Below are 23,083 nucleotides of genomic sequence, written 5' to 3'. Positions count from 1 at the left end.
TGAGCTAAGGTTTTATCCGTATAGTTGCGACAACAACAACGGAGACTTCTGCCATGAAACTGTTCCGATCCTGCACCGCCCTTTTGTGCACCCTTGCACTCTCTGTCACCGCCCTGCCGAGCCTTGGCTCGGTTGAGGCGGAAGTGGCTGCACTGCGCACACAGTGGGAGCATGTCAATTTCGAGCTGGCCGCACAGGAGCAGGAAGCGGCCTATGGCGAGTTGCTGGAGCGCTGCGACACGCTGCTGGCGGCCCAGCCCGATGACGCGCAGGCCCTCACCTGGTGTGGCATCGTGCGCTCATCTTTCGCCGGTGTTGTCGGTGGTCTGGACGCACTGGGCTACGCCAAGGCCGCGCGAGACGACTTTGAGCGCGCGGTGGCTATTGAGCCGACGGTGAGTGAAGGCGCTGCGCTGGTCAGCCTGGGCACGCTGTACGCCCGGGTGCCCGGCTGGCCGGTAGGTTTTGGCAACAGCAAAAAGGCCCTGAAGTACCTGGAAGCCGGCCTTGAGGCCAACCCCGAGGGCATCGACAGCAATTTCTTCCTCGCCGAATTCCTCGTCAGCGAGGGCGAAACCGAGCGCGCGAAGGCGCACCTGCAGCGGGTGTTGAACGCAGCGCCACGCCCCGGCAGAGACGCGGCCGACGCCACCCGCAAAGCCGAGGCTGAAGCCCTGCTCAGCAAGCTGTCCGCGGACTGACAGGAGCCGGCGGCGCTCAACCCTCGCCGCTGATATCGCTCAGGATCAGGTCGAGCTGATCCATCAACGCCTCGATATCGCCGGCGTTGAGCAGCGCGTATTTGAGCGACTCCTCCAGCGGCAGCAGCTGGGCGAGGGTATAACCGACCTGCCAGGCGTCTTCGAAGTCGATCTCCAGGCCCATCCGGCGCACATGCGGATGTTGCTTCAGGTTCTCCAGAATTTCGCTCAGGGACAGCCAGGCCTCATCAAGTGCCGCCGGCTCCGGCATGGGCTCAAACACGACGTTACCCAGCACCAGGCCATTGGCGGCCACCCGCGTGCCACTGAGGTGAAAGCGCTCCCGCCCCTCAATCGTCACCCCGAGCAAGCCGTTGGGCAGCTGGTCGAAGTCAACGATACGGGCCAGCGTACCGAGGTCGCCCAACTGCTGGCGGGACCCCTTGGGCGCCACCTCCTCGCCGCGGCGCAGCCAGACCACACCAAAGCCGGTCCCGCTCTTCATACAGTCGCGAATCAGGTCCAGATAGCGCTGCTCGAAAATCTGCAGGGGCATTTTGCCGTAGGGCAATAACACCGCGGAGAGCGGAAAGAGGGGCAGTTCTGTTGCGGACATCAGGAACTCCTGTTCAGTCAGGGCGGCTGAGGATTTCCAGCTGCTCCAGGTTGGCCAGCGCGGCCGCACGGCTGTCACCACACACCGCGATGTCGGCCTGAAAAGCGCTGCATACGGCCGGCCGCCGCGGGTCCCCGAACAACGCGCAGAGACGCCCCGGCGTGAGATGGACACAGGCCACACCCGCAGGCTTGCCCTGCGGCATGCCAAAAAACGGGGTGACGATGGAGGGCGCCACACAGCAGGCGCCGCAGCCGGCTCGACACTGCATCAGCCGCCCCCCGGCACCGGCGCTGTGTCGGCCTCGGGGCCCAGCGGGCGCATCAGCAGAATCAGTTTCGGCAGCAGCAGCAGTGCGCCAATCACCGCGACGGTCATGGCCAGCACCGTCAGCAGCCCGAAATAGATGCTCGGGTTGAAATTGGACAGCGTCAACATTGAGAAGCCGATCACCACGGTGACCGTGGTGTAGTACATGGCACGGCCAATGCTTCGGTGGCACCGGTACATGGCTGCCAGGTAGTTACGATCAAGCGGGAACTCGCGCTGGAACCTGTGTACATAGTGAATGCAGTCGTCAACGCCGATGCCCACCACGATCGCGGCGATGGTAATGGTCATGATATCCAGCGGAATGCCAGCGAGCCCCATGACACCGAGCACCATACCGGCCGCCACAATGTTGGGCGCCAGGGCGATAAAGGCGAGGGACAGGGAGCGGAACAGCAGCAGGAACATCAGCATGATGGCAACAAAGACCGCACCCAGCGTGAGAATCTGGGACTTGAACAGGCTTTGTAACACGTTGTTGTAGAGCACCAGCATGCCGGTGAAGCGGATGCGCTCCGGCGCCATGCCGGTCACCTCCACCAGCTCGCTGTGCAGGCGCGACAGGAAGGCATCCCGACGCAGTTCCTCACTGGTTTCCTTCACCCGTACCGTAATCCGCGCCTGCTCCTTGGATTCAGAAAAGTAGGGGTCAACCATCAGTTCGGCAACATCCGCTGGCAGGCTTTTCTGCACCAGCGCCAGCTCCACACTGCCGATATCCTCTCCCAGCAGGTCCTTGACCACCGCGAAGGTGGTGGACAGGGAAAGCACCTTGCCCGCCTCCTCCTGACGGGCGACATGCTGGTGCGCGGCATCCAGCACACGCATGCCCTCGAGGCTGAACCAGTAGCTGGGGGTGAAGCTTTCACCGCCACCGCTGAACTCATCGAAGCCGCCGCCAAACTCATCGCCCCACTCGTCCGCGCCCGGGTCGCCGGCCACCTCGAAATCTGCCATCTCGTCATCGAGGAACGGATCGTCCTCCGCGGGCGGCTCGGGAGCCGGCTGCATATCCTCCAGGCCGGGCAGCGGGGCGCCCGCTTCCGGACCGGAAAAAATGATATCCAGCGGAATGGTGCCACCGAGCCGGGAGTCCAGCAGCTCCATACCCTGGTAGATCTCGGTGGTCTCCTTGAAATAATCGATGAAGCGGTTCTCCACCTGCAGGCGGGAGATGCCGAGGGCGGTCAGGCCGATCACCACCGCAGTGGCCACCAGGATGGTCCTGCCAAAGTGCTCCGTGGCCCGGGCAAAGTGCAGGGTCAGGGGCTCGCCCTCCTGACGGAAACGGAACGGGCGCCCCTTGGGCCACACTTCGATCAGGCAGGGCACCATAACGAAAGCCAGGAACAGGGCCACCAGAATGCCCACTGTCATCATCCAGCCGAAGTCGATCACCGGCTGGATGCCGGACACCACCAGCGACATGAACGCCACGATGGTGGTGATACCCGTGTAGACGCAGGGCACCGCCATCAGGGCCACAGTCTGCAGCACGCGATCGTGCAGATCCCCCTCCGGGTCCTCCGCGTGCAACTCCCGATAGCGCACCACCAGGTGTATCGCAATCGCCAGGCTGATGATGAGCAACACGGCGACGAAGTTCGACGAGATAACCGTCATGCGCCAGTCCAGCCAACCCAGCAGGCCCAGCATCACGGTCACTGATGCGATACAGGTTGCCAGCGGAATCACGGTCCAGCGGACGCGGCGGAAAATGAGCGCCAGCACCACCAGCATCACCCCGAGTATCGCGCTGCCGAACAGCACCAGGTCGCTGCGCACAAAACTAACCATGTCCGCGGTGATCATCGGCACCCCGCCGACGAAAATCCGGGCATGCTGCCGATACCCGTCGGCGATCGTGCGCACCGACTGCACCAGCTCGCTCTGCTGCTCAAGGGCTTGCGCCGTATGCGCCTTGAAATCAACTTCAACGGCGTGCAGGGCCTCCTGCTCGGCAGCGCTCAGGGTGCCCGCCTCCGCCTTGGCACGCAGGGCGTCACGCTGCTGCAACAGGTCAAAGTACCGCGTGTCGCGCTGCAGGTTGACCTGCACCGCAGTCAGGTCCCCGGCGCGACTGGCCAGCAACTCGGCGTAAATGGGGCTGGTGGTGAACTCCTCCAGCGCCATCGCGCGGTCCACATCCGGGTCGTTGAGGCTGGGCAGGGGGTCACCCGAGGTGATGTCCGAGAGGCTGACCGGCGGACTCTCCAGCAGGGGCACATCCCACACCGTCACCACCGAGGACACGCGCGGCAGTGCCCGCAACTCGTCCGCCATCCGCCGCAGCGGGTCCAGCGAAGCGTCGCTGAGCAGCGGTGCCTCCGGTTGCCAGGTCAGCAGCAGGAAGTCTTCCGCCCCGTACTCGGCGGAGACCTCGCGAAAGAAATCCAGTGCCGGATCGCCCTGCAACATCAAAGAATCGGCGGAGGCATCGAGCTTGATTTTGCCCAGCTGGGAAGCGCTGAGCGCCAGCAGCAGTGCCACCAGGCCCAGGGAGAGCCAGGGTCTGCGCAGAACCAGCGCGTCGTAGGCGTGAAGCAGAGAGTGTGAGCGCATCAGGAGGTTGCCGCCTTTAATTCGTCGAGGAGAAGCTGGTGGATGCCACCGAAGCCGCCGTTACTCATGATCACCACCCGGTCACCCGGTCGCGTGTCCCGGGCCACCCGCCTGGCCAGTTCGCCCACATCACTGGACACCGCAGCGGGCACGGGACTTTCGGCAGCGAGGGCGTCAAGTGACCAGTCCATGCCCGGGGGCTGAAACCAGTACACGGCATCGGCATCGCGGGTGCATGCGACCAGGGCGTCCCTGTGTTGACCGATACGCATGGTATTCGAGCGCGGTTCAACCACGGCAATCACGCGCCCGGTGGCGCTGGCCCGCACCCCCTGCAGCGTGGTCGCAATCGCCGTGGGGTGGTGGGCAAAATCGTCGTAGACCATCACGCCACCCACGTCGCCGAGCAGTTCCAGCCGGCGTTTCACGCCGCGAAATGCGGCTACTGCCCGCGCGCCCTGCTGCAGCGGCACACCAACATGACGCGCCGCCGCCAGCGCCGCCAGCGCGTTCTCGACATTGTGTCGCCCAAGGAACCCCCAGGCGATTTCCTCTGTCGCCCCGGACGGGTCGCGCACCGAGAAACGGGATCCATCGGCCGCCAGCAGCGTCGCCGCCCAGTCCGGCGATCCGCTCAGGGCAAACGCCTGGGTCGGCGTCCAACACCCCATTGCCAGGGTCTCATCGACCGCGCCCACACCCTGCGGGTGAATCACCAACCCCTCACCCGGCACACAGCGCAGCAGGTGATGGAACTGGCGCTGAATAGCCGCGAGGTCGGGGAAGATATCGGCGTGGTCGTACTCGAGATTGTTGATGGTCAGCGTGCGAGGCCGGTAGTGAACGAACTTGGAGCGCTTGTCGAAGAACGCGGTGTCGTATTCATCCGCCTCTACCACAAAGAAATTGCCGGCAGTGCCGCGCGCCGACTGGCCGAAGTTTGCCGGTACGCCGCCGATGAGAAAGCCCGGGGCCAGGCCGGCGTCTTCGAGAATCCAGGCCAGCAGGCTGCTGGTGGTGGTTTTGCCGTGGGTGCCGGATACCGCCAGCACCCATTTGCCCCGCAGCACGTGCTCCGCCAGCCACTGCGGCCCCGAGGTGTAGGGCAGACCTGCGTTTAGCAGGTACTCGACCGCAGGGTTGCCGCGGCGCATCGCATTCCCGACGACAACGGTGTCGGGCGCCGGTTGCAGGTGCTCGGGGGCGTAGCCCTCCATGAGCTCAATACCCGCGGCCTGCAATTGTGTGCTCATGGGCGGATACACGTTGGCATCGGAACCGGTGACCCGATAGCCGAGCTCCCGCGCCAACAAGGCGATCCCACCCATGAACGTGCCGCAAATACCCAGAATATGAATGTGCCCGCTCAAGCGCCGCTCCCGTTTCTAAAGCGGCGCAGTTTAGCACGCAGCCGGCAGCCGCAGCAGTCATCGTCAGGAACTGTCACAGCCACGGTCTACAAGCGCGCCAGTTTCCCGTATCATCGCGACCTGACCAGAATGATACTTCCCGCGCCAGAGGCGCCGGGTTCACTACGGACGCACTATGCCTGTCAAAAATGCCTTCTACGCCCAGTCTGGTGGTGTTACCGCCGTTATCAATGCCTCCGCCTGTGGCGTTATCGAAACCGCGCGGGCAAACCGCAAACAGATGGGCAAGGTGTATGCTGGCCGCAACGGCATTATCGGCGCACTGCGCGAAGACCTGATCGACACCAGCAAGGAGACGCCAGCAGCCATTCGCGGCCTGCTTAGCACCCCCGCCGGCGCCTTCGGCTCCTGTCGACACAAGCTCAAGAGCCTGGAAGAAAACCGCGCCGAGTACGAGCGCCTGATCGAGGTGTTCCGTGCACACAACATCGGCTACTTCTTCTATAACGGCGGCGGTGATTCCGCCGATACCTGTCTCAAGGTATCGCAGCTCAGCCAGTCCATGGGCTATCCGCTGCAGGCGATTCACATTCCCAAGACCATCGACAACGACCTGCCCCTGACCGATACCTGTCCCGGGTTTGGCTCGGTAGCCAAATACGTCGCCGTCTCCACGCGGGAAGCGGCGCTGGACGTGGCGTCCATGTGTGCAACCTCGACCAAGGTGTTCATTCTGGAGGTTATGGGCCGCCACGCGGGCTGGATCGCCGCCGCCGCGGGCCTGGCCGCGGAGCAGGAAGGCGATGCACCGCACATCATCCTGTTCCCGGAGGTGGCGTTCGACCGTGCCAGGTTCCTCGCGCGGGTGCAGCGCACCGTCAAGCGCTGGGGGCACTGCGTTATCGTCGCCTCGGAGGGCACGCAGGACCGAGAGGGCCGTTTCCTCGCCGAATCGGGGCTCACCGACGCCTTCGGCCACAGCCAGCTGGGTGGACTGGCGCCCTCCCTCGCTGACATGATCAAACAGGAACTCGGCTACAAGTACCACTGGGCGGTTGCCGACTACCTGCAGCGCTCTGCTCGCCACATCGCCTCACAAACCGATCTCGACCAGGCTTACGCCGTCGGACGGGCCGCCGTTGAAATGGCCCTGCAGGGCCGCAACGCTGTCATGCCCGCCATCGTGCGCGGCAAGGGAAAGAAGTACAGCTGGCACATTGGCGAAGCCCCCTTGGAGGCGGTCGCCAATCGGGAAAAGAAAATGCCCCGGAGCTACATCAGCCGCGACGGCTTCGGCATTACCGAGGAAGCGCGAGCCTACCTCGCGCCCCTGATCGCCGGCGAAGCCTACCCGGACTACCGCAACGGCTTGCCGCGCTACGTGCGGCTGCGCCTGACGCCGGTGCCACGCAAGCTAAAGTCGGCGTTCAAGGTTTAGACACAGCCTGCTATACTCCGCAGCCCAATTAGCAACCACTTACCACAGGAAAGCCCATGAGCCTGCACCTCGTGCCCGCCGGGAAGAACATTCCCGATGAAATCAACGTCATCATCGAAGTCCCCGCACATTCAGACCCGGTCAAATACGAGGTTGACCACGACAGTGGCGCCATCATGGTAGACCGCTTCATGACCGCGGCAATGTTCTACCCCTGCAACTACGGCTACATCCCGAACACGCTGGCAGACGATGGTGACCCGCTGGACGTCCTGGTCCACACGCCGCACACCGTGATCAGTGGCTGCGTGATCCCCTGCCGCCCCGTGGGCATCCTGCATATGTCCGACGAAGCCGGCGGCGACGCCAAGCTGATCGCGGTGCCGACCGACAAACTCAGCAAGGCCTACAAGGACATCAAGGAAGCGACCGATCTGCCCCCGCTGCTGATCCAGCAAATCCAGCATTTCTTCGAGCACTACAAGGATCTGGAACAGGGCAAATGGGTGAAGATTGAAGGCTGGGGCACCGCCGACGAAGCGCGCAAGGCGATCGTCGATGCCGTGCGCAACTTCGACGAGACCAGCCAGATCGACCGCTGATCCCATTGCGATCACCGGGGCCGGCCCCGTGCCGCGCCCCGGCTTCCCTACCGCTCACCCGGCACACCGGGTTCACTCACACCAGTTGTCCGCGACGGCGACATAGCGCGCCAACAGCGCCGGCAGTTCCGCTTCGACCTCATCACGCAAGGCCAGCGGCTCCGCTGCGCAATCCCAGCACTCACACAGAGTCTCGGCGGTAATGCACCCTGCCAGCTCACGGGACAGCGGCGCAAAACTCAGGTGCCAGCGTTCCGGCGCCACCCCCCCGCGGTCCTGCGCGTAGGGACGGAAGAAACCCTCCGAAGCATGCGTGGCCATACGTTCATCCAGCCAGCGATGCAGCGCATCAAATGGACCACCGGGTGCCACCTCTGCTGGCGTCAGCTGCACGCTGTACCCGGCCGGCACGGCCCTCGCATCGTACACATCGAGATCCGTACCCCAGTGATGACGCGAGGTGCCCGGCAGGGCGGAGAAGCGCAGGATGGCGTGCAGACGCGCCGTCGCCGACAGGCTGCGAATATCCAGCGGGGCGCCCGCCTCATCGTGGACCGCGCGTTCCCCACGGGCCTTGCCATTCCAGATCAGGCACTGGCGCGCGTAGGAGCGGTAGCTGCTGGCAATAGCGAGTTCAAAACCGGCTGCGCGGGCCGCGACCCGCAGGCGCTGGAAAGCGGCCGCCGCGTCAGGCTGCAACCGGTGTCCGCTGTCGACCTCTACCAGATGGCTGTCGTCGCGACCGGTAAGCTGCGCAACGCTCAGCATGGCGGCGACCCCGGTGGATCCAGCGAAAACGGCAGCGGGCGTGCCAGCGCCAGCCCCCGGGGGGATACATCCGCCTGCCAGGCCAACACCTCCACGCCCGCAGCCATGGCGTCCCGCAGAGCGTCGCGGTAGCCGGGATCGATCGTGCCGGCGCTGCTGACACGCACAACACCACCGTGCAACACGCAGAACAGCAGCACGCTGCGGGTACGCGCGTCGAGCACCTCGCGCAGGGCATCAAGGTGCTTGCGGCCGCGCTCGCTGACGGCATCGGGAAACAGACCCTGCCCACCCTCGACACACAGGGTCACTGCTTTCACTTCCACGAAGACGCGCCCCGGGGGGCCGCTGAGCAACAGGTCGGCGCGGCTGCCACCGGCGTAGGGCACTTCCGCCGCAATGTCCGGGTAGCCCTCGAAGCCGGGCACAACCCCAGCCTCCAGGGCCGCCCTCACCACCCGGTTGGCCAGCGCAGAGTGAATACAGGCCAGTCCACGTGACGTCTCCACCAGTTCCCAGGTGTGCGGGTACTTGCGCTTGCCATTAGCCGATTGCGACAGCCAGACCCGTGCACCAGGCTCCGCACAACCAGTCATGGCGCCGGTGTTCGGGCAGTGCACGGTCAGGACCTCACCCGAGGGCAGTTCAACGTCCGCCAGAAAGCGTTTGTAGCGCCGCAGCAGGCGGCCCTGCAGCAACGGCGGAAACTGCACTAGCCGAGTACCCGGGACAGGCGGCTGACCGCCTCTTCAAGACGCTCCATGCTGGTGGCGTAGGAGAACCGGATATGCTCCCGCGCCCGGACGTGGCCAAAATCGGCGCCCGGCGTCAGCGCGATACCGTGTTCTTCCAGCAGACGCCAGCAGAACGCTTCGCTGTCGTCGGTAAACCGTGCGGCATCGGCGTAAATATAGAAGGCGCCGTCAGGCCGGCAGGGCACGGTGAGCCCCAGGTTCTCCAGCGCCGGCAACAGGAAGTCGCGGCGCTGCCGGAAGATATCCCGCCGCGCTTCGAGAATTTCGCGGGTACCCGGCTGAAAACAGGCCAGCGCCGCGTGCTGGGCCATGGTGGACATGGAGATGAACAGGTTCTGGGCCAGCTTCTCCAGGCCGGGTACAGCGGCTTCGGGCGCCACCAGCCACCCCAACCGCCACCCGGTCATGCCGAAGTACTTGGAAAAGCTGTTGACCACAAACGCGTCTGGATCCACCTCCAGAACCGAGCGCGTGGGGCCGTCATAGCCCAGGCCATGGTAGATCTCATCCACGATCAGATGGCCGTTGTGCGCGCGCACCGCGGCGGACAGGTCCGCCAGCTCTGCCAGCGAGAGAGAGGTGCCGGTGGGGTTGGCAGGCGAGGCGACCATCGCGCCCACGGTGTTCTCGCGCCAGTGTGCTGCCGCGAGGGCACCGGTGAGTTGAAAGCGGGTCGTGGCATCCACCGGCACCAGCTGTCCGCGTCCTTCGACCAGGCGCATGAAATGCCGGTTGCAGGGATAACCGGGGTCAGTCAACAGCATGCCGTCACCGGGGTTGAGCAGCAGCGCACTCAGCAGCAACAGGGCGCCCGAGGCGCCCGGCGTCACCATGATGCGCCGGGGGTCGATATCAAGGCCGTATTCACGGGCATAGTGTGCGGACAACGCCTCCCGCAGCGCGGGTAAACCGCCCGACGGCGAGTAATGGGTGTGCCCATCGGCGAGCGCCTGGTGACCGGCCTCGACGATGGGTGCGGCGGTCACAAAATCCGGTGCCCCCGCCGCCAGGTGCACGATGTCGCGCCCGGCGGCGGCAAGTTCAGACGCCCGGGTAAGCACCTCCACGACACGGAACGGTTCGATATCGGCAATGCGGTCGGCGAAACGGAATTCCCTGGAAGGTGTTGTCATTGGCTCCCCACGCTGGGCAAAGAGCCCATTCTAGCAACGCCGGGCGCGTGGTGTTAGCACCGGGAATGTCGTACCTGCAGACGCGCTCCGCAGCTGCGAATTTTGTGGCGAAGCGAGGTGATATCTGGTAGTTTCTCGGCGCTTAATCGCCGGCGCCCCGCGTCGACGCGCCCACTCCGGTGGGTTTTCGAACCACCCGATCCATATGGGGACCCAGCCATGCCCAAAGCAGCAAAGAAAGCGCCGGCAAAAACCGCCAGCGCGAGTACCTCAGCGAGCACGGAGTTCAAGAACTTCGAGCCCTACAAGCCGAAGCGCGGCGAAGAGTACATGAGCGACAAGCAGCTGGAGCATTTCCGCAGCATCCTGCTCAACTGGAAGTCGGAGTTGATGCAGGAAGTGGATCGTACCGTCAGCCACATGAAAGACGAGGCCGCGAACTTCCCGGACCCCGCTGACCGCGCCACGCAGGAAGAGGAATTCAGCCTTGAACTGCGCACCCGGGACCGTGAACGCAAGCTGATCAAGAAAATCGACAGCACGATCGAGCGCATCAATCAGGATGACTACGGCTTCTGCGATGCCTGCGGTGTGGAAATCGGCATCAAGCGGCTGGAAGCCCGGCCTACGGCGACCTTGTGCATTGACTGCAAGACCCTTGATGAAATCAAGGAAAGGCAGGAAAAGGGTTAACAGCCCGAACGCAGGCACCGCGCGGCTCGCAGCAGGCGGGCCGCCAGCGGCCGTCCTGCGCTGACGACGTATCATCCCTTCCATGTCCACCGCCGGCCACAGCGCCTACCGCGGCCGCTTCGCCCCCTCTCCTACTGGCCCCCTGCACCTGGGATCGCTGCTCGCCGCCCTCGCCAGCTGGCTGGAGGCGCGTCACGCCGGGGGCCGCTGGCTGCTACGCATTGAAGATATTGACCCGCCACGCGAACAGGCGGGCGCCGCCGACGCGATACTGCACTGCCTGCAGCGCCACGGACTGCACTGGGATGACAGCGTGCTCTGGCAGAGCCAGCGCAGTGCCGCCTACGACAGCGCGCTCGCCGCGCTGCAGGCGGGCGGACACCTGTTCGCCTGCGCCTGCAGCCGCCGTGAACTCGGACCCATGGGTGACTGCAGGCGGGGCTGCCATCAGCGGGGCTGCCGTCAGCGGGGCTGCCATCAGCGGGGCGCGCCGGAAAGACCCGCCTCACCATATGCCCTGCGCGTCTCAGTACCTGCCACATTCTCGGCTCACTGGCAGGACACCTGGCAAGGAGAGCAGGACTGGCCACTGGGCGCGACGCTGCGCGACTTTGTTGTGCGACGCAAGGACGGGCTCTATGCCTACCAGCTCGCCGTGGTCGTTGACGATGCGGCCCAGGGCATTACCGACGTGGTACGCGGTGCCGACCTGCTCGACTCCACGCCGCGGCAGCGGTTGCTGCAACAGCTGCTGGGCTACGCATCTCCCCGCTACGCCCACATCCCGGTGCTCACGGACCGCAGCGGACAGAAGCTGAGCAAGCAGAATCTGGCCCCACCACTCGAGGCCACGGCGCCGGCTCACAACCTGCGTGCCGCCCTTGCCGCCCTCGGCCAGACAGCGCCACCGGCAGAGGTCTCCAGTGTCGAGGCGCTGCTCGCGTTTGCTCTGGCGCACTGGGAACCTGCCGCGGTGCCCGCACAGCCTGTGGTGTCAGCAACTGCCGCGCACTGACACGCGCTTTACCGTGCGATGCAGCTTGCGTAGTATCCATGACCACGGCGACGACGGGGCCTTTACATGTACATCAACCGCGCCCTGCTCCTGCTCATGGGGCTGGCCTTCATCTTCATGCCCGCCATAGAGCAGTGGCTGTGGGCCGCGGATGCCGGCTGGTACCGGCCTTTCCTGCTCTGGCTGGCGGCGATTGTTGCCGCCTGGTCCAACCAGTTCCGACGCCATACCGATGAGCTTTAGCCTCCCGGAGATCCTGCTCGCCATCGTCGGCTACCTGCTGGTGCTGTTCCTTGTGGCCCACCTTGCAGACCGCGGCATCCTGCCGCGCCGCATCACCCACCACCCGGCCACCTACGTGCTGTCACTGGCCGTGATTGCCTGCGCCATCGCCAGCAATGCCATCTTCGAGCTCGCCTACCGCTTCGGTTACGGCTTTCTTCTCTACTACACCGGCGTGGTGCTGATGTTTCTCATGGCGACCCTCCTGCTGCTGCCACTGCTGCGACTGTGCCGGGTGTACCAGCTGGCCTCGCTGGCCGACGTGCTGACCTTCCGCTTCCGCAGTCACCGCGTGGGCGGTGCGGTGACGCTAGCGATGTGCCTGACCCTGATGCCCCTGCTGGCGCTGCAGATCCAGGCCGTGGCCGACAGCATTCACATTCTTGCGGGCGCACCGGACCGGCTGATGCCCGCAGCACAGCGGCAGGACACCCTGGCACTCATGTTCTGCCTCATTATCATCATCTTCGCCATCCTGTTCGGCACCCGCAACCTCACCTCGCAGCGGCGCAATATCGGCCTGGTGACCGCGGTGGCCTTCGAGTCGCTGGTGAAGCTGGCCGCCATGCTGCTGATGATGGACATTGCGGTGAAGGAGGTGTTCGGCGGATTTGCAGGGCTGGAGGCCTGGCTCGCGGCCACCCCGGCAGCACAGGCGGTGATCCAACAGCCCGTCGCCGGAGACGCGGCGCGGGTGCTGCTGCTGGTGTTCTTCGCCGGCGCCGTGTGCATGCCTCACCTGTTCCACATGGCCTTTGCCGAGAACAAGGAGTCGCAGGACCTGCGGGCCGCCAGCTGGGGCCTGCCCCTGTATCTACTGTTACTGGCACTGCCCGTGCTGCCACTGGCCTGGGCCGGTATGCGGCTGCCGCACGACCTGCCAGCGGGCTACACCGGGCTCGCTATCGGCATCGGCCTGCAGTCGCCCGGATTTGCCGCGCTGGCGTTCGTAGCGGGGCTGTCTGCCGCCAGCACCGCCATCATCGTCGCCACACTGGCACTCGCCAACATGTGCCTGAACCACCTGATTCTGCCCCGGCAACTGCTGCAGATTCGCACCGACCAGTCGCTGTACGACCAGCTGAAATGGTTGCGCCGCTCCCTGATTGCGCTGCTGATCCTCGCCGGCTACGGCTTCTTCGTCGCCGTCAATGGCAAACACAGCCTCGCGCAGCTTGGCCTGGTGGCGTTCTCCGGAACGCTGCATTTCCTGCCTGGGATCGTCGCCACACCCTACTGGGCCGGGGCCAATCGCAAGGGACTGGTGAGCGGCCTCGCTGGCGGGTTGCTGCTGTGGTTCGTCCTGCTGCTGCTGCCGGTACTGGGCATCGACCAGCCCGCCTGGATGGCGGCCCTTGCCGAACGCTGGTTCGCCGGCACCGACACCGCCTGGGCCGCAGCGAGCCTTGCCGCACTGGGCGTCAACGTGGCGTTGTTCGTGCTGGTGTCACTGCTCAGCCAACCTTCGGATGAGGAGCGCGTGGCTGCGGAAATCTGCTCCATGGATGTGTTGAGCCGCTCACCGCGACGCACACTGACGCTGCGCAGTGCGCAGGAATTCACGGAGCAGCTTGCGCTGGCACTGGGTGAGGCAACGGCGCAGCTGGAGGTGTCCCGGGCCCTGCGCGAGTTGCAGTTTGACCACAGCGAATCCCGGCCCTACGCGCTGCGTCGGCTGCGCAGCCGTATCGAAGCCAATCTGTCGGGCCTGCTGGGGCCTGCCGTGGCCCATTCCATCGTCAGCCGCTGCATCCCCTTCGACAACAACCCGGGCGGCAGCAGCGAGGACCTGTTCCTCATCGAACGCCGGCTGGACCGGGCGGGGGGGCAGTTCACCGGCCTCGCCGCAGAGCTCGACAACCTGCGCCTGCACTACCGCAAAACACTGGACAACCTGCCCATCGGGGTCTGCTCATTGGCGCCGGACCGTGAGCTGCTGCTATGGAACCGCAGCATGCAGAGCATCACCGGCATTGCCTCCAGCGCGGTGCTCGGCTCTTTGCTGGAGTCCCTGCCACCACCCTGGGGGCAGGTCATCGGGCAATTTCTCAGCGAGGGCGCCGACACGGTGTTGAAGCGGGAGGTGGTGCTGGAGGATGGCGCAACGCGCTGGGTCAGCCTGCACAAGGCCAGCGCAGGTGGGGCACACAACGGTGATCAACTGGTGTTGATCGAGGACATCTCAGATTACGAGCGACTGGAGCAGGAACTGCTGCACAGCGAGCGACTGGCCTCGATCGGGCGCCTCGCCGCCGGCGTCGCGCATGAGATCGGCAACCCGGTTACCGGCATCGCCTGCCTGGCGCAGAATCTCGCCTATGAGGATGACCCTGCAGAAGTGCGCAGTGCGGCGCAGGACATTCTCCGGCAGACAGACCGCATCAGCCGCATCGTCGACTCCCTGGTCAATTTCTCCCACGTGGGTTCCGGCGCCGGCGATGTACACCTGGAGCCCTGCAACCTTGCGGATTGCGTGGACGAGGCCATTCATCTGCTGCAACTGGACCACCAGGCCAGACCCATGCGCTTCGAGAACCACTGTCACCGTGAACTGCTGGTACACGCCGATGCCCAGCGCCTGCTGCAGGTCTTCGTGAACCTGCTGGGCAATGCCCGCGATGCAAGCCCGGCGGACGCCCGGGTTACGGTCAGCGCCCTTGCGCAAGCGGAGCGCGTATCCATCGCGGTTGAGGACGAGGGCAGCGGCATCCCGGCGTCCCTGCAGAGCCAGGTATTCGAACCCTTCTTCACCACCAAGGAGCCCGGCGAGGGCACAGGGTTGGGACTGGCCCTGGTCTACAGCATCATGGAAGACATGCAGGGCTCTGTTCACATCCAGAGCCCGGTCGGGCCCGCAGAGCGACCGGGTACACGATTCACCTTGCAGCTACCGCGCGGGCACTATGGCACCCACGATGCTGTAACACTCGGTGACAACCCAAGCGCCTGAACCGACTGGAAAAAAATGGGCAGCAAGGGTATGTTGTGTAGCTTGCGTTCAGGAGGTAACAACGCATGCAACAGATTTTGGTGGTAGAGGACGAGTCGGTCATTCGCACGGCATTGCGGCGTCTGCTGGAGCGCAATGGCTACGGCGTTGCCGAGGCGGCGTCGGTGCAGGAAGCGGAGTCCAAGCACACACTGACAGACTTCGACCTGATTATCTCCGACCTGCGTCTGCCCGGTGCGCCGGGCACTGACCTGATCAAGAAAGCCGGCGACGTCCCTGTCCTGATCATGACCAGCTACGCGAGCCTGCGTTCGGCGGTCGACTCCATGCGTATGGGCGCCGTGGACTACATCGCCAAACCCTTTGACCACGGCGACATGGTTGCAGCCGTAGAGCGCATCATCGCCGACCACCCCACCCGCCGCGGTGACGCCGCGCCATCCACTACGGGCAGCAGTCTCCCGGTCACGGGGATTATCGGCAACTGCCCGGCGATGGTGACCCTGTCCGAACATATCCGTAAGGTCGCCCCCACGGATTCCACCGTGCTGGTGCAGGGGGAAACCGGAACGGGTAAGGAACTGGTAGCACGCAGTGTGCATCAGCACAGCCAGCGCGCCGACAAGACCCTCATCTGCGTCAACTGTGCGGCAATTCCCGACACGCTGATTGAATCCGAGCTGTTCGGTTATGAAAAGGGCGCCTTCACCGGGGCCAACGCCAGCCGCATGGGACTTATCGAAGCAGCCGACGGCGGCACCCTGTTTCTCGATGAAATTGGCGAGCTGCCCATGGAAGCCCAGGCGCGACTCCTGCGTTTTATCCAGGAGGGCGAAATCCGCCGCATTGGTTCGGTACACTCGCGCAAGGTCAACGTACGGCTGATCTGCGCCACGCACCGCAACCTGCATGCCCTGTCCGCAGAGGGCTTGTTCCGACAGGATCTCTACTACCGCATCAACGTCCTGCGCCTGCAGCTTCCCGCACTGCGCGAGCGCGGCAAGGATATACTGCAGCTGGCCGAGCGGATGCTGGAAATCCAGTCCGAACGCCTTGGCAAGGGCCACATGACACTCTCGCCGCGAGCAATACAGGCCATCACCACCTACCAGTGGCCGGGCAATGTGCGCGAACTGGAACACGCCATTGAGCGCGCTGTGGTGCTGTCAGAAGATGCGGAAATCGACAATGAAGCCCTGGGCATCGACCTGGAACTGGTCAACGTCAACCGCATTCGTGGCCAGGGCGGACAGGCGATACAAACCGCCTACCACGCGCCGCGTAACATCACCTCGGATCCTGCGGAAGACCTGTCGCTGGAGGACTATTTCCAGCGCTTTGTCCTTGAACACCAGGATTCCATGAGCGAGACCGAGCTTGCCCAGAAGCTCGGCATCAGCCGCAAGTGCCTCTGGGAACGCCGCCAGCGCTTTGAGATTCCACGCAAGAAGAGCGGCGGAGCGTCCACCCGTCGCCGGAAAACGGGCTCCTGAGCGTTACCCGCATCCTCCGCTGTAACATATAGCGGAGTAGATGCGTAACAAACATAAATTTTTGTGCGCCAGGGAACTCCTTCGAATTTTATTAACACACTGTTTTTATTAATTTTTTAATTTTCTGGCACGCCACCTGCATTATTCCGCCCGGCAGCAACAATAACAATAACACCCTTGCCCTAATAACAATAACAGAGACACTGTGGACCTGGATGGGGAAGGTTTCTTCCCCTTCGATTTCCAGGCTCAGAAGCCGCTATAAGAACAACGGCGCCCGCATAACAATAACGATTCGTTTGTGACCTGGATGGGGAAGACAACTGTCTTCCCTGTCGCTTGCATACGCCCTCAAACCCTGAAGACCACAGCTTTTCGCCTGTGCTAAACTGGCCGCTGTTTTTCCATCGCAAAAGGCAACTCCCGCTTGAAGGTCATTCCCAGGGACCAACACTGTATATCCCGCAAGAACATCAGCGACGGCGCCCTGAAAGTCATGGCGAGACTGCGCCAGGCAGACCATGAGGCCTACCTCGTGGGTGGCGCCGTGCGCGACTTGCTGCTCGGCGGGCACCCCAAAGACTTCGACGTCGCCACCGATGCTACCCCCGAAGAAGTACATGCCCTGTTTCGCGGCTCGCGCATCATCGGCCGCCGGTTCCGCATCGTGCATGTGCGCATGGGCCGCGAAATCATTGAAGTCACCACGTTCCGCGGCCATCACGATGGTGAGCCACCAGCGCGCTCAGGCAAGGTCAAGGGCCCCTCCCACCGGTCCGAACAGGGCCTGCTATTGCGCGACAACGTGTTCGGTACCCTGGAAGAGGACGCCGTGCGCCGCGACCTGACCGTGAATGCGCTGTACTACGATGCCGCCAGCTTCGCTGTCTACGATCACGTGCACGGCATGCAGGACCTCGAACGGCGCAGCGTGTGCATCATTGGTGACCCGGAACAGCGCTTCCGCGAAGATCCGGTGCGGATGCTGCGGGTGGCGCGGTTTGCCGCCAAGCTCCAATTCGGTGTGGACAGCGAGACGGCTGCCGCCATTCCCCGCTGCGCCTCCCTGCTGCGTGAAATTCCCTCCGCGCGACTGTTCGATGAGTTTCTCAAGCTGTTCCTGTCCGGCTACGCCGAGCGTACCTTTGATGCATTACTGGAACACGACTTGCTGGTGTATCTGTTCCCCGAGAGCGATGAAGCACTGCGACGGGACCCGACCGCCATGGCGCTGGTCAGGGCCGCGATGCGCAGCACTGATACGCGGATCAAGGCGGAGAAGCCCGTTACCCCGGCGTTCCTGCTGGCCGCCCTGCTGTGGCCCGTGACCAGCAGACTTGCGGCACAACTGCGCGAGCGCGGTGAGCCCCCCGTGCCGGCCATGCACAGCGCCGCGCAGCAGGTGATCGCCAGCGCGGTAGCCACCATTGCCATTCCGCGCCGCTTCAGCCAGCCCATGCGCGAAATCTGGGAATTCCAGCTTCGCCTGCAGCGAGGCGACAGCCGCAAGGCACGCGAACTGCTGCAAAACCGCCGCTTCCGCGCCGCGTACGATTTCCTGCTGTTGCGTGAGGAGGCTGGAGAGGACACCGGTGGGGTGGGCGAATTCTGGACCGAATTCCAGGAGCGCCCCGAGAACCAGAATCTGCCGATGCTGGAAACGCCCAGCGACGCGGGGGACGACGGCAGCGGCCGTGCGCGCCGGCGGCGCCCGCGCAAACGGCGCCCGCCCTCGCCCTGATGCCCGACGCCTGTATCGCGCTGGGCAGCAACCTCGGCGACCCCGCGCGGCAGCTGCAAATAGCGGTCGATGCCATTCGCAGGCTGCCTGGAACGCACATCACTGCCGGCTCCGGCGTCTATGCCAGTGCCGCCGTGGGCCCGGGGCAGCAGCCCGACTACCTGAACGCCGTACTCATGGTGCGCACAGCGCTGGGCCCACTCCCCCTGCTCAATGCGCTGCAGGACATTGAACGGGCACAGGGCCGCGAGCGCACCGTGCGCTGGGGGCCACGCACACTGGACCTCGATATCCTGCTGTACGGCGCAGAGCAGATCCGCCTGCCGAGGCTACAGGTTCCCCACCCGGGCATGGCGGAACGTCACTTCGTCCTTTATCCTCTCCTCGATATTTACCCGGACGGCCTTGTGGTACCCGGACTCGGCTCGCTGGCAACCCTGCTGGCCCAGTGCCCGGCCACCGGCCTGACGCGCAGCGCGGTCACGCTGGACTATCATTTGCAGGACACACGGGAGCCCGGACCTTGAGTACAGACACCCCCACCACTGGCGTCGACCTGAAGGGCCGCACGCCACCGGGCTACATTGCCGTTGAGGGGCCGATCGGCGTTGGTAAAACCACCCTGGCGAGCCGCCTGGCGGCAACCTTTGGCTATCCCATGCTGCTGGAAGAGGCGCACCAGAATCCGTTCCTCGAACGTTTCTATGGCAACCAGCGCCACGCGGCGCTCGCCACCCAGCTCTTCTTCCTGTTTCAGCGCGCGCAGAAAATCAACGACCTGCGACAGGGCGACATTTTCGCCGAATCCCGGGTGTCTGATTTCCTGATCGAGAAGGACCCGCTGTTCGCGCGGGTCAATCTCGACAGTGACGAGTTCCAGCTGTACCAGCGAGTCTACGAGCAACTGCGTATCGAGCCACCCACGCCGGACCTCGTCATCTACCTGCAGGCACCCACGGACATCCTTCTCGACCGCATTCACCAACGCGGTATCGAGCATGAAAGAGCGATCGAACGCGACTATCTGGAGCGCCTGAACGAAGTGTACAGTGAGTTTTTTCTGTATTACGATGAAGCTCCTTTACTTATCGTCAACGCCAGCGAAATCGACCTCGCCCAGGGCGAGGATGATTACCGGCACCTGGTCGACTACCTGCTGGACATCCGCAGCGGCCGCCATTACTTCAATCCCACGTTCTTTGGATAGTGCAGCGCATGGGCAAGATCACCATCAGCACCCTCGACAAAATGAAGGCCGCCGGGGAAAAGTTTGTGTGCATCACCGCGTACGATGCCACCTTCTCCCGGCTGGTATCCGAGGCGGGCGCTGAAACCATTCTGGTAGGCGATTCGCTGGGCATGGTGCTGCAGGGCCACGACAGCACCATTCCGGTATCCGTGGATCATATGGTCTACCACACGGAATGTGTGGTGCGTGGTGCACCGGAGTCTCTGGTGATCGCGGACATGCCCTTCATGAGCTACAGCACGCCCGAGCAGGCAATGGCCAATGCCACCCGGCTGATGCAGGCTGGCGCGCAGATGGTGAAGCTGGAGGGCGGTACCTGGCTTTCCGACACCATTTCCATGCTCGTGGAGCGCGGCATACCGGTCTGTGCTCACCTGGGGCTGACGCCACAGTCAGTCAATGCGCTGGGCGGCTTCCGCGTGCAGGGGCGCACGCCCAAGGAAGCCAAGTCCATTCTCGCCGATGCGGTCGAAATCCAGGACGCGGGCGCCAGCCTGCTGGTGCTGGAATGCGTGCCCTCCCACCTGGCCACGGACATCAGCGACAAGCTGGATATCCCGGTCATCGGTATCGGGGCCGGCGCAGGCACGGACGCGCAGGTGCTGGTCATGCACGATATGCTTGGACTTTCCAGCCACAGCGCGCGCTTCGTGCAGAATTTCATGGCCGGCAGCAACAGCATACAGGAAGCGCTCGCCGCCTTTGTGCAGGCCGTCAAATCCGGTGCCTACCCACGTGAAGAACACAGCTACAGCTGAGCCATGCCGCGCCACCACAGGCCTGTGTAACAGCGGTGTTACCCTCACCTCAACCTGCTTCCGCAGGTAACAAAATCGTCCAGACTTTTGATTTCGATCCATTGCCGGGTGTGTGCGCTTGGGGCATACTGCCCGTCCGCTCGTCGATGGGTAACCATCTGCGGCCCATAACGACCAGCTAGTTCCGGTCTTGCGTCACCCTTTACCGTGTTTCGGGGGTCATGTAGATATGCGAACGTACACTGCCATAGCACCGCTGCAATCCGCCCTGCGGAGCTGCCGCCAACAGGGCCAGCGCATTGCCTTCGTGCCCACCATGGGCAATCTGCATGAGGGCCACCTTGAACTGGTGCGCCGGGCGCGCACGCTCGCCGATGTCGTTGTCGTCAGCATATTCGTCAATCCGCTGCAGTTTGGCCCCAACGAGGACCTCGACGCTTACCCGCGCACACTGGCTGCCGACAAGGAAAAGCTCTTCAGCGAGGGCGTGCAACACCTGTTTCTGCCCGACGTCGAGGAAATGTATCCCGAGGGCATGGCACTGCAAACCCAGGTGCAGGTACCGGACCTGTCGGAAACCCTGTGTGGCAGCAGCCGGCCGGGCCACTTTACCGGCGTGACCACCGTGGTCAGCAAACTGTTCAACATCGTACAGCCGGATGTGGCGGTGTTCGGCGAAAAGGATTTCCAGCAACTCACCATCATCCGCAAGATGGTCACCGACCTGTGCATGCCGATCCAGATTGAAGGTGTTGCCACCGCGCGGGATACCGATGGCCTGGCGAAGAGTTCGCGCAATGGCTACCTGTCGGAGGAGCAGCGCAAGCTGGCACCGTTGATCCACGCCACGCTGGTCAGCTGCCGCGACGCGGTTGCCTGCGGCTTCGACAATTTCCTGCAGCTTGAATCCCACGCCCGCATGCAACTGTTGCAGGCCGGGTTCGAACCGGATTACTTCGCCATTCGCGATGCTCGCACACTGCGTGCGGTGAACGAAAACACCGAAGAGATCGCTATTCTCGCGGCCGCGCGGCTGGGTTCCACACGCCTGATCGACAACGTCAGGCTCACCCTGAACCCCGTCTCCGACTGGGGCATGCTCGCCTCACCCTGAACACCTGCGCGAACCACTGACGCCGACATTCCTACCCCGCGCGGGCCTGGGGATATACTGCGACACGGACGATAATAACAAGGGACCTCTCGCATGGCTCTCAGCAGCACTCTCGGCTACGCCGGGCTTCTCGTCGCACTGTCACTGCTCATCTGGCTGGCTCTGCGCGGTATCAATATCGTTTTCGCCGCGTTGCTCAGCGCGGGTGTAGTAATTGTCAGCAATGGCCTGCCTCTGGCGGAGGGCCTGGGGGAATACTTCGCCTTCGGCCCACTGGGCGCGTTTACCTTTGCGGGCAGGTTTTTCCTGCTGTTCGCTGCTGGTGCCATGTTCGGCCGGGTCATGGGAGACAGTCACGCAGCGTCCAGTATCGCCCTCGCCATGGTCCGTAAACTGGGACCAAGCCGTGCGCTGTGGATTACGGTGCTGGCAACGGCACTGCTCACCTACGGCGGTGTGGTGGTGTTTGTCGTGATTTTCGCCATGTATCCACTGGGCATCAAACTGCTGCAGCAGGCCAATATTCCCAAGAGACTGTTCTGTGCCGCCCTCGCACTCGGCGCGGGGACATTCACACTGACCGCACTGCCTGGCACCCCGTCCATCCACAACGTCATCTCCTCTGTTGCATTGGGCACCGACCTGTTCGCTGGCGGCTGGCTCGGCATTCTGGCCAGCGCCCTGATGTTCGGCCTGGGCATGTGGTATCTGGAAAGTCAGCGCCTGCGGGCCACCGCGAATGGCGAGGGCTTTGTCGCCGGGCCGCGTGACCGGCACCTCGCCGAGGACCCCGGCGAAGCGAGCTACCCGCACTGGACACTGGCACTGCTGCCACCGGTTCTGGTCCTGGGGGCAATCCTGCTCCCGCGGATGCTCACCGCATTCCTGGGGGAGGGCGACAGCAGCGCCTACACGCTGCTGGCTTTCGCCAATGCACAGCCCGTGATCTGGCCCAGCCTGGCGCTGTTTGCCGGCACCCTGCTGACCGTGCTCATGTTCCCGGCAGTACGTCGCCACGCCCTGCACAGTATCGGCGAGGGCACGCAGGATGCCATCATCCCGCTCATCAATACCGCCGCCGTGATCGGTTTCGCCGGCGTGGTCACGCAAACCCAGGGCTTTGCCCAGTTCACTGGCGTCATGCTGGACTCCAGCCTGCCTCCGCTGCTGTCCATGTTCACCTCCATCAGTGTGATTTCAGCCATCACGGGGTCTGCCTCGGGCGGCCTGCAGATATTCATGTCCACCATGGCAGAGGGCTACCTGAACATGGGCATCGCGCCGGCGACACTGCACCGCCTCGCCACGATCGCCGCCGGTGGCTTCGACTCCCTGCCCCACTCGGGAGCCGTGGTCGCCACGCTGACCATCACCGGGCTGACGCACCGCGAAGCCTACCGCGACATGGGTGTTGTCACGGTCGTGATACCGGTGCTGGCGGTGCTCACCTGTATGGCCGTCGCCAGCCTCTGGTAGACGTGGCCAGGCAAACTGTTGGGCACAAAAAAGGGCG

Annotated in this window: 21 protein-coding genes; 14 read left to right on the top strand and 7 right to left on the bottom strand. The window is 63.9% G+C overall.

From position 1 onward, the window contains the following. Window positions 1–53: 53 nt before the first annotated feature. Window positions 54–701, top strand: coding sequence for a tetratricopeptide repeat protein (locus R3E49_RS13720; protein WP_371295555.1), 648 nt, complete (start codon window positions 54–56; stop codon window positions 699–701). A 16-nt stretch (window positions 702–717) separates the two neighbouring features. On the opposite strand, the gene R3E49_RS13715 is transcribed toward R3E49_RS13720, so the two are convergent. From R3E49_RS13715 to mpl, 4 genes are read right to left on the bottom strand one after another with little or no spacing between them, the layout of a single operon-like run. Beyond that, entirely contained in the window at window positions 718–1,317 is a 600-nt protein-coding gene (locus R3E49_RS13715) for an LON peptidase substrate-binding domain-containing protein (protein WP_371295554.1), read from the bottom strand. A 13-nt stretch (window positions 1,318–1,330) separates the two neighbouring features. Beyond that, on the bottom strand, window positions 1,331–1,588 hold the full coding sequence (locus R3E49_RS13710) for a YkgJ family cysteine cluster protein (RefSeq protein WP_371295553.1): 258 nt from the start codon (window positions 1,586–1,588) through the stop codon (window positions 1,331–1,333). After that, the gene (locus R3E49_RS13705) at window positions 1,588–4,209 is read right to left on the bottom strand and encodes an RND family transporter (protein ID WP_371295552.1); all 2,622 of its coding nucleotides are present in this window, start codon (window positions 4,207–4,209) and stop codon (window positions 1,588–1,590) included. Before R3E49_RS13705 ends, R3E49_RS13710 begins: the two co-directional genes overlap by 1 nt. Continuing rightward, window positions 4,209–5,537: a UDP-N-acetylmuramate:L-alanyl-gamma-D-glutamyl-meso-diaminopimelate ligase gene (gene mpl / locus R3E49_RS13700; RefSeq protein WP_371295627.1), complete on the bottom strand. Its 1,329-nt coding sequence runs from the start codon at window positions 5,535–5,537 to the stop codon at window positions 4,209–4,211. Before mpl ends, R3E49_RS13705 begins: the two co-directional genes overlap by 1 nt. A 217-nt stretch (window positions 5,538–5,754) precedes the next feature. Here mpl and R3E49_RS13695 point away from each other — a divergent pair, with 217 nt between their 5' ends. Both R3E49_RS13695 and ppa read left to right on the top strand, forming a co-directional pair. Beyond that, window positions 5,755–7,017 (top strand): 6-phosphofructokinase, encoded by a 1,263-nt coding sequence (locus R3E49_RS13695; RefSeq protein ID WP_371295551.1) that lies wholly within the window; start codon window positions 5,755–5,757, stop codon window positions 7,015–7,017. 56 nt (window positions 7,018–7,073) lie between these two features. Further along, on the top strand, window positions 7,074–7,619 hold the full coding sequence (ppa, locus tag R3E49_RS13690) for an inorganic diphosphatase (RefSeq protein WP_290737725.1): 546 nt from the start codon (window positions 7,074–7,076) through the stop codon (window positions 7,617–7,619). A gap of 72 nt (window positions 7,620–7,691) precedes the next feature. Here ppa and R3E49_RS13685 read toward each other — a convergent pair whose 3' ends face one another. From R3E49_RS13685 to R3E49_RS13675, 3 genes are read right to left on the bottom strand one after another with little or no spacing between them, the layout of a single operon-like run. Then, entirely contained in the window at window positions 7,692–8,387 is a 696-nt protein-coding gene (locus R3E49_RS13685; RefSeq protein ID WP_371295550.1) for a M15 family metallopeptidase, read from the bottom strand. Beyond that, window positions 8,381–9,100 (bottom strand): DNA/RNA nuclease SfsA, encoded by a 720-nt coding sequence (gene sfsA, locus R3E49_RS13680; protein WP_371295549.1) that lies wholly within the window; start codon window positions 9,098–9,100, stop codon window positions 8,381–8,383. Before sfsA ends, R3E49_RS13685 begins: the two co-directional genes overlap by 7 nt. Further along, window positions 9,100–10,275 carry a pyridoxal phosphate-dependent aminotransferase gene (locus R3E49_RS13675; protein ID WP_371295548.1) on the bottom strand — a complete coding sequence of 392 codons (1,176 nt, stop codon included), beginning with the start codon at window positions 10,273–10,275 and terminating at the stop codon, window positions 9,100–9,102. The genes sfsA and R3E49_RS13675 overlap by 1 nt, the downstream gene beginning before the upstream one ends. A gap of 219 nt (window positions 10,276–10,494) precedes the next feature. Here R3E49_RS13675 and dksA point away from each other — a divergent pair, with 219 nt between their 5' ends. The 11 genes from dksA to R3E49_RS13620 all read left to right on the top strand — a co-directional run bounded on the left by dksA (window position 10,495) and on the right by R3E49_RS13620 (window position 23,046). After that, the gene (dksA, locus tag R3E49_RS13670; RefSeq protein WP_290737737.1) at window positions 10,495–10,968 is read left to right on the top strand and encodes an RNA polymerase-binding protein DksA; all 474 of its coding nucleotides are present in this window, start codon (window positions 10,495–10,497) and stop codon (window positions 10,966–10,968) included. Window positions 10,969–11,050: 82 nt separating this feature from the next. Beyond that, the gene (gene gluQRS, locus R3E49_RS13665) at window positions 11,051–11,983 is read left to right on the top strand and encodes a tRNA glutamyl-Q(34) synthetase GluQRS (protein ID WP_371295547.1); all 933 of its coding nucleotides are present in this window, start codon (window positions 11,051–11,053) and stop codon (window positions 11,981–11,983) included. A gap of 66 nt (window positions 11,984–12,049) precedes the next feature. Continuing rightward, entirely contained in the window at window positions 12,050–12,226 is a 177-nt protein-coding gene (locus R3E49_RS13660; protein ID WP_290737743.1) for a hypothetical protein, read from the top strand. Continuing rightward, entirely contained in the window at window positions 12,216–15,215 is a 3,000-nt protein-coding gene (locus tag R3E49_RS13655; RefSeq protein WP_371295546.1) for an ATP-binding protein, read from the top strand. The genes R3E49_RS13660 and R3E49_RS13655 overlap by 11 nt, the downstream gene beginning before the upstream one ends. A gap of 65 nt (window positions 15,216–15,280) precedes the next feature. Then, complete coding sequence (locus tag R3E49_RS13650) at window positions 15,281–16,708, top strand: sigma-54-dependent transcriptional regulator (protein WP_371295545.1); 1,428 nt, start codon at window positions 15,281–15,283, stop codon at window positions 16,706–16,708. A 427-nt stretch (window positions 16,709–17,135) separates the two neighbouring features. After that, window positions 17,136–18,449 (top strand): polynucleotide adenylyltransferase PcnB, encoded by a 1,314-nt coding sequence (pcnB, locus tag R3E49_RS13645; RefSeq protein ID WP_371295544.1) that lies wholly within the window; start codon window positions 17,136–17,138, stop codon window positions 18,447–18,449. Beyond that, window positions 18,449–18,976, top strand: coding sequence for a 2-amino-4-hydroxy-6-hydroxymethyldihydropteridine diphosphokinase (folK, locus tag R3E49_RS13640; RefSeq protein WP_371295543.1), 528 nt, complete (start codon window positions 18,449–18,451; stop codon window positions 18,974–18,976). The genes pcnB and folK overlap by 1 nt, the downstream gene beginning before the upstream one ends. Beyond that, window positions 18,973–19,656 (top strand): deoxynucleoside kinase, encoded by a 684-nt coding sequence (locus tag R3E49_RS13635; protein ID WP_290737757.1) that lies wholly within the window; start codon window positions 18,973–18,975, stop codon window positions 19,654–19,656. The genes folK and R3E49_RS13635 overlap by 4 nt, the downstream gene beginning before the upstream one ends. 8 nt (window positions 19,657–19,664) lie before the next feature. Next, window positions 19,665–20,456, top strand: a complete 792-nt coding sequence (panB, locus tag R3E49_RS13630; protein ID WP_371295542.1) for a 3-methyl-2-oxobutanoate hydroxymethyltransferase — start codon at window positions 19,665–19,667, stop codon at window positions 20,454–20,456. Between the two features lie 229 nt (window positions 20,457–20,685). Continuing rightward, entirely contained in the window at window positions 20,686–21,570 is an 885-nt protein-coding gene (gene panC, locus R3E49_RS13625; protein ID WP_371295541.1) for a pantoate--beta-alanine ligase, read from the top strand. A gap of 93 nt (window positions 21,571–21,663) precedes the next feature. After that, complete coding sequence (locus R3E49_RS13620; protein WP_371295540.1) at window positions 21,664–23,046, top strand: GntP family permease; 1,383 nt, start codon at window positions 21,664–21,666, stop codon at window positions 23,044–23,046. Window positions 23,047–23,083 lie beyond the last annotated feature (37 nt).

It is taken from the genome of Haliea sp. (genome assembly GCF_041395985.1).
Classification (GTDB): Bacteria; Pseudomonadota; Gammaproteobacteria; order Pseudomonadales; family Halieaceae; genus Haliea.
The sequence above is the reverse complement of the archived record's forward strand: the minus strand, read 5'-3'. Positions and strand labels throughout refer to the sequence as shown.